The following is a 13,495-nucleotide window of genomic DNA, read 5'->3' on the forward strand; positions in this document are numbered from 1 at the left end:
ATCATCAATACGCCGAACCATCCGATGTATAGACGGTTGTTGGTGCTGGTGATCCAGTTGCAAAACTGATCCCAGATCGAAGCGCTTTCGCGTCTTTGTACTGCTGTGGTCATTTTTGTGTTGTGGTTTAAAACTTAATTTCTTATGCAAGCTTGCGCTTACATTTACAAATATATCAAATTGTTAAGTTTTGTCAATAATCCTTTTTATAGAGTATTGATTTCCGATCCCTAACCATCATTGACAAAAAAGAGTGCTCAACCTTATCTCATATAGCAATGTAAGTTTTGCTTAGGACATAAAACCCAAAAAGCAAGTTGCGGCGCTTCGCGCCGCAACTTGCTTTTTGGGTTTTGGCTTGTACTGGCTAACTCTTGATTTGCTATAGAAACTGGTGATACAGCCATGCAAAAGTTAGGGAGAAAAAAGTAAACCCCAATAGATAAATGCAGTGCAAAGCACCGCATTTATCTATTGGGGTTTATGTGCTGACTGAATACTACTCGTAAATCCAAGAAGTTAGGCTAGGAGACCATTCAACTAGTTCTTCGGCATTAAACCACAGGTTAATTTCAGTTTGGGCGGTTTCGATCGCATCGGAACCATGAATGATATTGCGTCCAATATTTGCCCCGTAATCACCACGAATGGTTCCAGGTTCGGCTGTTAGAGGATTTGTTGCTCCGATAATTTTACGAGCAGAGGCTACTACACCATCGCCTTCCCAGACCATAGCGACTACGGGCCCTGAGGTAATAAAATCGACTAGACCAGCAAAGAATGGTCTTTCTTTGTGGACTGCATAATGCTTTTCGGCTAATTCGCGTGTGGGTTGCAATAGTTTTAGTCCGACGAGCTTAAAGCCCTTGGATTCGTAGCGACGGATAATTTCTCCAACTAGGTGACGTTGTACGCCATCGGGCTTAACTGCCAAAAAAGTACGTTCCATGATCTCTGTGAAAGTTTTACTAAAAGTATTAAGCAATTGTAAAGAAGTTTACAGAAAGCATTATTTCATTTTAAGGAACGCAAATAAAATAAAGTTGACCTATTTACCTTTCCTAAAGTCGTTCTACGTGGCTGGACTATGGCGCACGCGCAGCGTGCGCCATAGCTTGTTAAGGTTTTATATTTAGTTGTCCCCATCTGCTTAAATGTGATTAAGGACATTTTTCTGAAACCATTGCTTGATCATAGGTTGCATTTTGAGTTCCAACAAATAAGCAATACCAATGGTTAGAGCCATCCAGATAAGAAGACGAATTATAAAACTGACGGGTGAACCGCTAAAAGTGGAAATTTTATTTATAAAATTTAGCAGGGGCATATGTAAAACATAAATACCGTAGGAGATACTGCCAAAAAAAGTCAGCTTTGAAAATATATTGGGACTAGTTTTCCAGCCCCACAGCCCAAAGCCCATGAGCATTTGCACTACAGCAATTACCCAAGCCTCAACTTTAAAAAGCTGGTTAGTTACTAAAAGATAGCTGGTTTGAAATAGGGGCAAGGCGATCGCGATCGCGCCAAGCAAACGTAAATAAGGAATCTGTCGTTTGGTGAGAGCCGAAAACAGCAAAGCGCAGAGAGGAAAGTATACGAAATCAGTAATACTAATTTCTGCAAGGGCTATTCCTGTAAAACCCATGTTAGTTAGTAAGGTTTTGCCGATGATTAGCTTGTCTGTCGCAATAAAGAGCAAGATATAAGTAAAAACTGGAAATTTCGTAAAAGCTTCAGAGCTGGTCTTTTTCCAAGCAAGCCATAATCCAAATAACCAGAATACCCAGCCTGCGGCATAACCTGAAATGATGGGCGGAAACCCAGTAATCCAAGGCGATAAACAGGCAATCACCAGAGAGCCAACCATTAATGGCATGACTTTGGGGCGAAAATACCAAATACCTAAGAAAAATATGTAGTAAACAATTTCATAATGCAAAGTCCAGAGAACCCCGTTTCCAGATAACAATGCTGTCACGCCACCTTGCAAGAAAAATAAATTACCAACAATCGTTTTCCATGAATCCGTTGGCGAAGCCAGCACGCCTAAAATAATGGCAATTATATAGATTGGATATAAGCGAATAAATCTTCTTAATAAATAACGAATGACATTGGATTTGGAAAAGGGCAATTGATTAGTAAGTCCAATTACATAACCAGATAAAGCAAAGAAAATTAAAATGCCGCCATGCGCTGCGTTAAAAAAGGAACCGAAGGCAAAGGCAGGATGGTAAGCGGGATCAAGCTTAAACTCATAGAAAAATATATGAGAGTAAGCAACCCAGATCGCCGCAAGTCCGCGTAAGCCTTCTAAAGTATAGTCATAGGCTTTGCGACCTTCAGCTTGTATCTCAACCGTCGGAGCAAAGCGATCGCGCAAATCAGCAGCATCTAAAATTTGATTTTGCATTAGGCTCAATAATCACTAAGGATTTATTACAAATATCTATAGCAATCCTAAATGGTTTGAGAGATTTACCCCCATCCATGTTCCATCAAAAATTCTGGAGTAATTACGGATTTAGGCTGTGGCAACTCTGTATTATTCGCCACTCTAAGAAATTTTTCCACGTATTTTCCTAGCAAATCGCCTTCTAGATGTACGGAATTACCAATATCTAAATTTTTTAAAGTCGTATTTTCGTACGTGTGGGGAATGACCGCAACTCGAAAATTTGTACCCGATTCATTGCAATAGGAGACGGTGAGGCTAATTCCATTGATGGCAATACTGCCTTTAAAGACGATGTAACGGGCTACTTCAGGATTAGCCTCAAAGCCTAGTTCCCAAGAATTTCCGACTAGGGCGTAATCGCTTAATTTTCCCATCCCGTCGATATGTCCCGATACAAAATGCCCGCCAATTTTGTCGCCTACTGCCAATGCAGTTTCGAGGTTGACGTATTTCAAACGGCGATCGCCAAAGTTAGTGCGACCTAAAGTTTCGGGAGATACATCGGCGGTAAAGCCTGTAGATGAGAGGTGCGTAGCAGTTAAACACACACCATTTACGGCCACACTATCACCGATCGCTATTTGGGCAATCAGATCAGGACAATAGATCCTGAGGCGATCGTGATCGCGCTGTTCAATGACACCGATAGTTTGAACTAGTCCTGTAAACATTGTGGGTAGTGCTGAAGGAAAGGATTTATTTACGATTAGAATGGGCTACACTTTGCGCCGCCCATCCTTAACTAGTGAAGGAATTAACCTAGTAAATCAGTTAACTTGTTAATACTTTGTGCTGCTTGCTTTTGGGGATCGTTGGAAATGGCGCGATCGCGATTTAGCCAAAAAGCATTAATTCCTAAAGATATAGCTCCTTGGTAATCTTCACTAAAACTATCGCCAATGTGCCAAGCCAAATCGGGAGAATGCTGGAGGGAATGCTTTTTTAGAGCCGTTTCAAAAATTTTCCGATCAGGTTTGGCTGATCCCGCCTCTGTAGATATAGTGATCGAATCAAAATAAGTCTCTAATTCCAAAGTTTTGACTACAGAATACAGGCGGCTGTCAAAGTTTGATAACAAACCTAAAATAATTCCCTGTTTTTTCCATGTATCTAGAGCGAATTTTGTGTCTTCGTAAACAAACCAAGGCTTATCCGTAGCGAAATAGGCGTATAGGCTTTGAAAGAAAACGTCAAAATTCTCGAATTTTGTTAAATCCCCTGTTTGTCCGAAGGTTTGCTTTGCTAATGCGTACCACCATTCATACTCAGCAACGGGGATGTCAGACTGGGGCAAACTTGGGAAAGCCATTCGGGGTGCTGCTTGGAAACTCTTGTAAAAGGATTGATTAATTAACTCACTGTCCAAACTAACCCCAAAGTCTTGCGCGACTATGGCATATTGATCCCCTACGCTGCCTTTTACACCAAACAAAGTACCAACTGCATCTAGATAAATAATCTTAGGGATAGTCTGAGGCGATCGCATTACAATTCAGGGAAATTACTGGGGTAAACTATTAAGCGTACTGATACAATGACAGCCAAACCTTACAAACAGTTAATGCAGGTTAAAATCCTCCATTATTATGACAGGTAATAAGTTTCTAATGAGTAGATGGTTGGGTTAAGGAGTATTTTTTATGCACATATCTCAATTTGGCAAAGTAATTCTATTAGCATTAATAGCCTGTTATCCTTTGCCTAGTTGGGCACAGACAACTACAATTGAAAGATCTGTCCCGTCCTCAACACAAGCACCATCATCGCCAGATCCATCAAATTCCAATCTTAAACCTTTAACAAAGTTTAATGGGTCAACACCTACGTTAAATGTGAGCGACTCTCAAGATACATTTCGCTACACACTGGGCGCTGGTGACTCGATCAAGATTGATGTGTTTAACGTACCAGAATTATCAGGTACTCAGGTAATTGCACCAGATGGAACTATTAATATCTCTCTAATCGGAGCTGTTAAATTAGAAGGTTTGGGATTAGATGAAGCTAACGCTTTACTTCGCGAAAAGTTAAACCCCTTCTTAGTTCGGAATATCGTTAACGTCTCTTTGCTTGCACCGAGACCTCTTAACATTGCGATCGTGGGTGAAGTCAATCGCCCAGGACCAAGATTTTTAAACTATACAGCTAGTGGTGCAGGTACTGGTAGCGGGGCAGCGACTCTTACCAGAGCTTTAGAATCCGCTTCTGGAATTACCTCTCGAGCAGATATTAGTAATATCCAGATTTCACGGCGTGACGGAGCATCGGGTCGTCGGACGATCAAAGTTGATTTGCAGGCTTTATTAGAAAAAGGTGATATTAGCCAAGATATACGTATTTTAGATGGTGACTCAATTCTCGTACCACCCCTCTCCCAAGCTAGCGCCTCCCAAAGTAGAGTTGTTAGCAATTCTACTTTTTCACCTGACTCTTTTACCATTCAAGTGGCGATCGTTGGCGAAGTAAACCGTGTGGGTCCTCAGACATTAGTTTACTCCCGTAATGGGGTTCTACCTACGGGATTATCTGGGGCGACGACTTCTGCGGGACTTTCTTCAGGTGGAGGACCTGTTACCCTGAGTCGTGCTTTGCAATCGGCGAATGGCGTAACTGAAATCGCAGATATCCGCAATGTCCAGATTTCCCGCTTAGATGAAAAAGGGCAACGCACAATTGTTAAAGCCAATTTGTTGGATTTAATTACCAAAGCTGATCTCAGTCAAGATATTATTTTGACCGACGGGGATTTAATTACGGTACCTCGTCTCGATAAAACTAACCCCAGTGAGTATTTACAGGTAGCCAAGGCCACCTTCTCCCCTACAGCAATCACGGTACAGGTAGTTGGGGAAGCCGTGCGTCCCGGAGCTTTGCAGCTAAGACCGAATAGTTCTTTCACAGAGGCTATTTCCTATGCGGGTGGATTGACTAACGATGCTGACTGGCGAGCCATTGAGCTATATCGCGTTAATCCTGATGGCTCAATTATGCGACGCAATCTTGTTGCAGATTTGAACTTGCCCATGAGCGAAGAATCAAATCCTGGATTACGCGATCGCGATGTGATTGTAGTACGTCCATCCTTTGGTTCTAGTCTTCTCAACTCCACAACAAGGTTTTTGGGCAATATTATCAATCCCTATTCCTTAATTAACAACGTATTTAGAAAATAGTAATTAAGACATTAAGTAAATGGAAAATAACTATCTTCCAATTTACTTAATGTCTTAATTACTGAGTATTTAAAATTTTTTCCAAGATAAGTATGAAAATTATAGTTACTGGTGGTGCTGGGTTCATTGGCTCACACCTAGTAGATCGGTTGATGGAATCTGGTCACTCAGTTGTATGTATTGATAATCTTTACACTGGACGAACATCTAACAATGCTCAATGGATAGACAATCCTGACTTTCAATTTATTGAACATGATATTGTTAATCCCATTGAAATGGAGAACGTTGACCAAATTTATCATCTTGCTTGTCCCGCTTCGCCAGTACATTATCAAGCCGATCCCATTAAAACAGCAAAAACCAACTTTTTGGGAACTCTCAATATGTTGGAATTAGCTAAAAAATGTAGTGCTAGACTTCTACTGGCTTCTACTTCTGAGGTTTATGGCGATCCGCTAATCCATCCCCAAAATGAAGATTACTGGGGCAATGTTAACTGTACAGGAATCCGTAGCTGTTATGACGAAGGGAAACGGATTGCAGAAACTTTATCCTTTGATTATCATCGTCATTTTGGTGTGGAAGTTAGAATTGTCCGCATATTTAACACCCATGGGGTGAGAATGTTGGAGAATGACGGCAGGGTTGTGAGCAATTTTGTCGTTCAAGCTCTTAAGGGCATTCCGTTGACGGTTTATGGAGATGGTTCGCAAACAAGAAGCTTTTGCTATGTATCCGATCTCGTACAAGGCTTAATGTTGCTGATGAATGGTAATTACATTGGACCTGTCAATTTAGGAAACCCCGAAGAGTATACAATTTTGCAATTGGCTCAAACAATCCAAAGACTAATTGATCCAACTGCGGAACTTGTATTTAAGCCCTTGCCTCAGGATGATCCACAGCGTCGCCAACCTGACATCTCTAGAGCTAAGTTTAATCTGGGATGGGAGCCAAAAGTACCTTTAGAAGAAGGGCTTTCCAAGACGATCGCCTATTTCCGCGAACTTATTGCTTCACAAAGTACTTAACTAAATATCTAGCTAGTTTTGGAATCCCTTGATTTTCTAGGTTGAGAATTATAAATAATGCACAATATTGAATGAGTGATTAAAATATGCGTGTCTGTGTCATTGGAACAGGTTATGTTGGCTTAGTAACAGGTGCTTGCCTTGCTTACGTTGGTCATGATGTGATTTGCGTGGATAATAATGAGGAGAAGGTTAAACTCATGAAATCAGGGCAATCACCGATTCATGAGCCGGGGTTGCCTGAAGTTATATCTGAGTCAATTCGCCAAGGTAAGATTGAGTTTACGACGGATATTGCCTCGGGCGTAAAGCATGGCGAGATTTTATTTATTGCAGTGGGAACACCTTCTCTGCCCGATGGTCGTAGCGATATGCGCTATGTCGAAGCGGTCGCCAGAAGCATCGGAGAAAGCTTAACTGAAGGATATCGGGTTATCGTTAATAAATCTACAGTGCCGATTGGGTCTGGTGATTGGGTCAGAATGATCGTGCTGGACGGCATGGCAGGAAAAAGCAATCTTGATCAGATTCAGTTTGATGTGGTCAGTAATCCTGAGTTCTTGCGCGAAGGAGTGGCGGTTTACGATACCTTCAATCCCGATCGCATTGTGGTTGGCAGTGGCAGCGATCGCGCTCTAAAGTTAATGCAGGATTTGTATAAGCCAATTATTGATCGTTCCTTTGCCGATGACAAAACCTTGCCACCAGTGCCAGTAGTGGTCACGGATTTGAACTCGGCGGAAATGATTAAGTATGCAGCTAATGCATTTTTAGCAACCAAGATCAGCTTTGTAAATGAAGTCGCGAATATTTGCGATCGCGTCGGTGCTGATGTTAAGGAAGTAGCCAAAGGTATTGGTTTAGATTCGCGTATTGGTTCTAAATTCTTGCAAGCGGGTATTGGCTGGGGCGGCTCTTGCTTTGGTAAGGATGTTTCCGCGTTGATTTATACCGCCGAGGACTATGGATATTCCACGGAGATTCTTAAGGCTTGTGTGCGCGTGAATGAACTTCAGCGCACTCTGGTAGTTGAGAAATTGCAGCAAGCGCTCAAAATCTTAAAAGGTAAAACCATTGGCTTATTGGGGATGACCTTTAAGCCTGACACGGACGATATGCGGGATGCGCCGTCGATTACTTTGATCGATCAGTTGAGCCGCTTAGGTGCGCGGGTCAAAGCTTACGATCCTCTGGTATCCCAGTCGGGATTGCGTCAAGGCTTTTCCAATGTGATTGTGGAAACTGATTTAGAGCGTCTTGCGGATGGTTGTGATGCGGTGGTATTGGTGACCGATTGGCAAGAATTTTTAACAATTGACTATGCCAAGATGCTAACGTTGATGGCTCATCCTGTGATTATTGATGCTCGTAATTTCCTTGATGGCAAAGCGTTAGAAGCTTTGGGCTATAAGTACATTGGCATTGGGCGCTAGCTATAAAACGAAAAAAAACGAAAGACCGAGCTTTGCTCGGTCTTTCGTTTTTGTGTATCTTTTGATGCTGAGCCATAATATAGGTAGGTATATGTTCAGCTTGTAACCATACAAAAATGGTGGGTAATCATGGCAAAGAAAGTTAATAGCAACGGCAAAGACTCTCAAGATAGTGTGATGATTGAGCTACCTAAAGTAGAAAAAGTTAGTAAGAAAAAGTCTAAATCTAACGATTTGTTAGAGAAACCACCAAAAGAGAAAAAGGCTACTACGGGAAAGCCTCCATCGAATGATTTGCCAGAGAAGCTATCCCGACAAGTCTATGAAAAAGAACTTAACTTACGCCACATTGAGCTAGTAAAACTACAGGAATGGGTAAAATATAAAAAACTCAAAGTAGTTGTTCTCTTTGAAGGACGCGATGCCGCAGGCAAAGGCGGAACAATCAAAAGAATTACAGAATGTTTGAATCCTCGTGTTTGTAAGGTTGTGGCATTGGGAACTCCTTCAGATCGCGAGAAAACACAGTGGTATTTTCAACGTTATGCGGCTCATCTGCCTGCGGCGGGTGAAATTGTGTTGTTTGATCGCAGTTGGTATAACCGCGCTGGGGTGGAACGGGTGATGAACTTTTGTACCCATGAGGAGTATGTAGAGTTTTTGCGTTCTTGCCCTGAGTTTGAATGTATGCTACAACGCGCAGGAATCATCCTTGTTAAGTATTGGTTCTCCGTTAGTGATGAAGAACAAGAGAAGAGATTTCAAGAAAGGATTAAGAATCCACTGAAGCGTTGGAAAATTAGTCCAATGGATTTAGAAGCAAGGGCAAAGTGGGTGGAATATTCTAAAGCCAAGGATGACATGTTTAATGCTACAGACATTAAGCAGTCTCCTTGGTATGTTGTCAATTCTGACGATAAGCGTAGAGCCCACATTAATTGCATTTCTCATTTATTAAGTCAAGTTCCTTACGAAGATTTAACCCCTGTAAAAATTGAGCTTCCACCCCGCCAACATGAAATGGACTATGTCCGTCCACCCATGCGGCTCCAAAACTTTATTCCTAATGTTGATTTATAGCAGTAGCTAGTTATGTTAAGACAAAAGCAAAAACCAGAAGAGAGTGGCGGCGCGAAGCGCCGCTACTCTCTTCTGGTTTTTTGTCCTAACAAGAATGGCAACAACTATCAAATAAAAAGAATGGCTTTGCCATTCTTTTTATTTGATAGTACTAGGCGATCGCCATTGCTTGGGGAACGAGAGCTTCGATTACTTGCTTAGAATTAGCTGACCAACCGATGATGCCACCCTGAGCGCAAAGCATTTCAATAGTTGAAGTTTTAAATTCAGGGAAATAGCTGGCTGTTCCATCTTCGATGATCAGACACTCATAGCCGCGATCGTTTGCCTCGCGCATGGTTGTCTGTACGCAGACTTCCGTCGTTACACCTGTAAAGAGAAGATGGGTAATATTCTCTTTTTGTAAAATACTTTCTAAATCAGTCCGACAGAAGGCTCCTTTTCCGGGTTTGATAATCACAATTTCATTGTCTAAGGGAGTCAATTCAGAAATGATGTTATTTCCATCTTCTCCAGCAATGAGAATGCGTCCCATTGCCCCTTGATCGCCAATTTTGAGACCGCCTTTACCTCGATTGAGCTTAGAGGGTGGACAGTCAGAAAGATCGGCAGTATGGGCTTCAATGGTATGAATGACGGGCAAATTTAGCGATCGGAACGTTTCTAATAGCTTTTTGACAGTCGGCACAATGCTCTGTAATTGAGTAACATCATTGCCGAGGGCATCACCAAAACCGCCATACTCTAGAAAATCCCTTTGCATATCAATGATCACAAGGGCTAATTTGCTATCTGTAGGTAGTTCATAATCATAGGGATAGGCAGCGATCGAAGGCATGGGTTCTCTCCTTATAGGGTTTATTCATGAATAATTACAGGTCTTTCCCAAACTATTAAAACTATGCAGCCTTCTTCACTTTGGACTTGATGGCTGGTATTAGGAGGATTGATGATCACTGAGCCTTTAGTGTATTTGCCATGAGCATCTGATTGTGAACCTGATAGCACAAAAATATGTTCATAGCCTGAATGGGAATGATGGGGAACCTTAGCACCCGCCTCATAGCGCAGTAAGGCTGCGCTAGCACCAGTATCATCTTTGTAAAGCCGATAGATTTCTACACCCTCGCGGAATGCTTCCCAAGGGAAATCATCATAATTAGATCGCGTTAGTAATTCTGGAAAAATCCGAACTTGTTGATTGATTATCATTATTTTATAGTTTATGAGAATTGTTTATTAGATCGCGCTACTCTCTAATAAACAATCCTATAGGTTCTTAATGTCCTGCCATTTTCTGACCGATTTCGGCGAGATTTGCTTCAGAACTCGTGCTTTCATAAACGAATTGACCATCACTCATCACTAAAATGCGATCGCTTAGGGTCAGAATCTCGTCTAAATCTTCACTGACGAGCAGAACGGCTACGCCTCGGTTTCTCGCTTCCACAATTTGATTGTGAATGTATTCCACCGCCGCAAAGTCTAAGCCAAAAACTGGATTAGCCACAATGAGTAACTTGATGCTGTCGGCAGAGAGTTCTCTCGCTAGTACTGTCCGTTGCACATTCCCACCTGAAAGGTTACCAACAGGGGTCTCAGGCGAAGGGGTTTTGATGGAAAAGACTTTGATTAAATTTTGAGCCGTCTCGCGAATTGCCTTGAATAACAACAAGATGCCGTTCTGAGCTTGGGGAGGGCGATCAAAAGTTCGTAGGGCTAGATTTTCGGCAACGCTCATGTGGGGAACGCAAGCATTTCGGAGAGGTTCCTCTGGGAGTGAGAAAACTTGATGCTTGTACATCTCTTTGCGAGTGGCGGTGTATTCTTCGCCATTGACAAAAACTTTGCCTGAATTCGCAATCCTTTGACCAGAGAGAACCTCGACAAATTCCCTTTGTCCATTGCCAGATACACCAGCAATGCCAACGATTTCACCACTCTTAATTTGTAAATTAACGCCCTTTACTGCTTCTAAGCCATTGTCGCGATCGGCATGTATTGATTGCACATCTAAGACGAGATTATCGGTAGATACTTCCGTTTTGGCAACTTGACGCGCTTCCTTGGCTTCTCCGAGCATCATCGCTGCCATATCCGCAACCGATAGCTCTTTAGTGGAACCTGTACCCGCAAACTTGCCCTTACGCAAAACGGTGACATTATCGGCAAAGGCAGTAATTTCACGGAATTTATGGCTGATCATCAGGACGCTCAATCTCCCAGCCGTGACCTCTTCGCGCAAAAGTCCTAACACTTCGTCGGCTTCTTGAGGGGTAAGAACTGATGTTGGCTCATCAAGAATGAGGATGCGGCTTTTGAGGTAAAGCTGTTTCAGAATTTCTAGCTTTTGCTTTTGCCCAGCCGCTAATTGAGAAATGGGAGTATTTAAATCAATTTTAAAAGGAGATGCTGCCATGAATGCTTCTAGCTTGGCATATTCTTCTTTCCAATTGATGATGCTGGGAGTGTCGGGTCTTACTAGTAGAAGATTTTCGGCTACGGTCATGGCGGGTACGACGGTGAAGTGCTGATACACCATACCGATACCATAGTTATAAGCATCACGAGGGCTATTGATATCCCGCGATTGCTTGTTAATCAAAATATCGCCATGGGTTGCCGAATGGAATCCCATAATGCACTTTACCAAAGTGCTTTTGCCTGCACCATTTTCGCCGAGAAGGGCGTGAAAAGTTCCGGGAGCAAGCTTGAGCGAAACGTTATCTACGGCGACAAAGGAACCAAATTTCTTGGAAATATTGATTAGTTCCAGTTCTGGGGGTAGATGCGATCGCAGGGTATCGGCGGAAACACTAGATGGAATAGTCAAGGATGGTATCGACTCTTTCATAGATTCTTCTTCGACCAGATTAGCAGCAAGATCGCTTTCGAGATCGTCAGGCATCGGTTTTTCCATAGCAGCGTACACTTAGCACATTTTCATAATTAGACTAGAAATTTTGCTTGATTGCTGTAGTCAATGTTTCAGAATCACTGACTGCACCAAACACGCCGCCTTGCATTTCGATCATTTTTAGCGCTGCAAGGTGGTTGCCATAGTCCGTTGCACCTGTGCAGTCTGACAACATCAGGCATTCATAGCCGCGATCATTGGCATCACGCATGGTCGTATGGACGCAAACATCGGTGGTAATCCCTGACAAAATAATATTTTTAATACCATTACGATTCAAAATCAGATCGAGATCGGTGGCATAAAATGAGCCTTTTCCGGGCTTGTCGATAATTGGTTCACCTGCGATCGGGTAAAGCTCTGGAATGATATCCCAACCCTTTTCACCGCGTACTAAGATTTTGCCACAGGGACCATCATCGCCAATTCCTGCACCAATTCTTTGCGATCGCCAGCGCTTGTTTTCAGGTAAATCTGATAAATCGGGACGATGTCCTTCGCGGGTATGAATAATCAAAAAGCCTTTTTCACGAAATAGGGTCAGGACTTTTTTAATTGGCTCGATGGGGGCGCGGGTGAGTGAGAGGTCATAGCCCATTTTGTCCACATAGCCACCGACACCGCAAAAGTCTGTCTGCATATCGATGATGATCAAAGCTGTATTCTCGGGTCTGAGATCGCCGTTGTAGGGGTAAGGATAGGGCGTGGAGTTAATATGCATAAGCGATTTTTTTAAGATTAATACAAATTGCGTTGTAGATTTGTATTAATTGTTGAGGATCTGGTTAGCCCAGACTGTTACTCAGAAACTTATAGCGATCGCAGCTTTAATCTGCCAAACAAAAATGAACACTTTTTATCCTGAAAATCGGAAACAGTGGCGAGAATGGTTGGAAAGAAATCATGATATTGAAAGTTCTGTTTGGTTAATCTATTACAAAAAAGGCAGTGGCAAACCTTCCATAACTTACAGTGATGCTGTAGACGAAGCGCTTTGTTTTGGATGGATCGATAGCAAGGTAAAGTCTATTGATGCAGAAAAATATATGCAATTTTTTTGTGTGAGAAAGCCGAATAGTGTTTGGTCTAAGGTGAATAAAGAGAAAGTTGCAAGTCTTATTGAGAAGGGATTGATGACAAGCGCAGGATTGAAAGCGATCGCGATCGCTCAAAGTAATGGGTCTTGGAACATTCTTGATGCAGTTGAAGCTTTAATTATTCCCGATGACTTGTTGATAGCATTATCTTCAAGTTCAGTTGCAAAAGAGTATTTTCTAAATTTAACTGATGTTACGTGGAAGGAATAGCCAGTTTTTGGAGTTGAGAGAAACTAGCCCTAATAGCATTGAAGTAGAGTTTAGACTTGAGAGCAAAGTGATTGAGTTTAGTTTTGATCC

Annotated in this window: 13 protein-coding genes and 1 pseudogene; 5 read left to right on the forward strand and 9 right to left on the reverse strand. The window is 42.2% G+C overall.

The annotated features are described in order from the left end of the window. The 5 genes and pseudogenes from H6F42_RS07790 to H6F42_RS07810 form a co-directional block, all read right to left on the reverse strand. A pseudogene (locus H6F42_RS07790) lies at positions 1 to 113 on the reverse strand (photosystem II q(b) protein); the annotation flags it as partial. Between the two features lie 386 nt (positions 114 to 499). After that, the gene (gene ndk, locus H6F42_RS07795; RefSeq protein WP_190398795.1) at positions 500 to 949 is read right to left on the reverse strand and encodes a nucleoside-diphosphate kinase; all 450 of its coding nucleotides are present in this window, start codon (positions 947 to 949) and stop codon (positions 500 to 502) included. A 201-nt stretch (positions 950 to 1,150) separates the two neighbouring features. Then, complete coding sequence (locus H6F42_RS07800; RefSeq protein WP_190398796.1) at positions 1,151 to 2,416, reverse strand: acyltransferase; 1,266 nt, start codon at positions 2,414 to 2,416, stop codon at positions 1,151 to 1,153. A 65-nt stretch (positions 2,417 to 2,481) separates the two neighbouring features. Then, a complete protein-coding gene (locus H6F42_RS07805; protein ID WP_190398797.1) occupies positions 2,482 to 3,132 on the reverse strand; it encodes a riboflavin synthase in 651 nt (216 codons plus the stop codon). Positions 3,133 to 3,215: 83 nt separating this feature from the next. Further along, positions 3,216 to 3,947 carry an HAD-IA family hydrolase gene (locus tag H6F42_RS07810; protein ID WP_190398798.1) on the reverse strand — a complete coding sequence of 244 codons (732 nt, stop codon included), beginning with the start codon at positions 3,945 to 3,947 and terminating at the stop codon, positions 3,216 to 3,218. Positions 3,948 to 4,101: 154 nt separating this feature from the next. On the opposite strand from H6F42_RS07810, the gene H6F42_RS07815 reads away from it, so the two are divergent. The 4 genes from H6F42_RS07815 (at position 4,102) to ppk2 (ending at position 9,181) form a co-directional block, all read left to right on the forward strand. Beyond that, positions 4,102 to 5,634 carry a polysaccharide biosynthesis/export family protein gene (locus tag H6F42_RS07815; protein ID WP_190398799.1) on the forward strand — a complete coding sequence of 511 codons (1,533 nt, stop codon included), beginning with the start codon at positions 4,102 to 4,104 and terminating at the stop codon, positions 5,632 to 5,634. Positions 5,635 to 5,726: 92 nt separating this feature from the next. Continuing rightward, on the forward strand, positions 5,727 to 6,668 hold the full coding sequence (locus H6F42_RS07820) for a UDP-glucuronic acid decarboxylase family protein (protein WP_190398800.1): 942 nt from the start codon (positions 5,727 to 5,729) through the stop codon (positions 6,666 to 6,668). Positions 6,669 to 6,754: 86 nt separating this feature from the next. Next, positions 6,755 to 8,101 (forward strand): UDP-glucose/GDP-mannose dehydrogenase family protein, encoded by a 1,347-nt coding sequence (locus tag H6F42_RS07825; RefSeq protein WP_190398801.1) that lies wholly within the window; start codon positions 6,755 to 6,757, stop codon positions 8,099 to 8,101. Between the two features lie 129 nt (positions 8,102 to 8,230). Continuing rightward, complete coding sequence (gene ppk2, locus H6F42_RS07830) at positions 8,231 to 9,181, forward strand: polyphosphate kinase 2 (RefSeq protein WP_242018369.1); 951 nt, start codon at positions 8,231 to 8,233, stop codon at positions 9,179 to 9,181. A gap of 151 nt (positions 9,182 to 9,332) precedes the next feature. On the opposite strand, the gene H6F42_RS07835 is transcribed toward ppk2, so the two are convergent. The 4 genes from H6F42_RS07835 to H6F42_RS07850 form a co-directional block, all read right to left on the reverse strand. After that, a complete protein-coding gene (locus H6F42_RS07835; RefSeq protein WP_190398802.1) occupies positions 9,333 to 10,019 on the reverse strand; it encodes an isochorismatase family cysteine hydrolase in 687 nt (228 codons plus the stop codon). A gap of 20 nt (positions 10,020 to 10,039) precedes the next feature. After that, positions 10,040 to 10,393 carry a cupin domain-containing protein gene (locus H6F42_RS07840; RefSeq protein WP_190398803.1) on the reverse strand — a complete coding sequence of 118 codons (354 nt, stop codon included), beginning with the start codon at positions 10,391 to 10,393 and terminating at the stop codon, positions 10,040 to 10,042. Between the two features lie 67 nt (positions 10,394 to 10,460). Beyond that, positions 10,461 to 12,101 carry an ABC transporter ATP-binding protein gene (locus tag H6F42_RS07845; protein ID WP_242018370.1) on the reverse strand — a complete coding sequence of 547 codons (1,641 nt, stop codon included), beginning with the start codon at positions 12,099 to 12,101 and terminating at the stop codon, positions 10,461 to 10,463. Between the two features lie 34 nt (positions 12,102 to 12,135). After that, positions 12,136 to 12,819, reverse strand: coding sequence for an isochorismatase family cysteine hydrolase (locus tag H6F42_RS07850; RefSeq protein ID WP_190398804.1), 684 nt, complete (start codon positions 12,817 to 12,819; stop codon positions 12,136 to 12,138). A 124-nt stretch (positions 12,820 to 12,943) separates the two neighbouring features. Here H6F42_RS07850 and H6F42_RS07855 point away from each other — a divergent pair, with 124 nt between their 5' ends. Continuing rightward, entirely contained in the window at positions 12,944 to 13,405 is a 462-nt protein-coding gene (locus H6F42_RS07855) for a hypothetical protein (RefSeq protein WP_190398805.1), read from the forward strand. The last annotated feature ends 90 nt before the right edge of the window (positions 13,406 to 13,495 follow it).

The organism is Pseudanabaena sp. FACHB-1998 (assembly GCF_014696355.1).
Classification (GTDB): domain Bacteria; phylum Cyanobacteriota; class Cyanobacteriia; order Pseudanabaenales; family Pseudanabaenaceae; genus Pseudanabaena.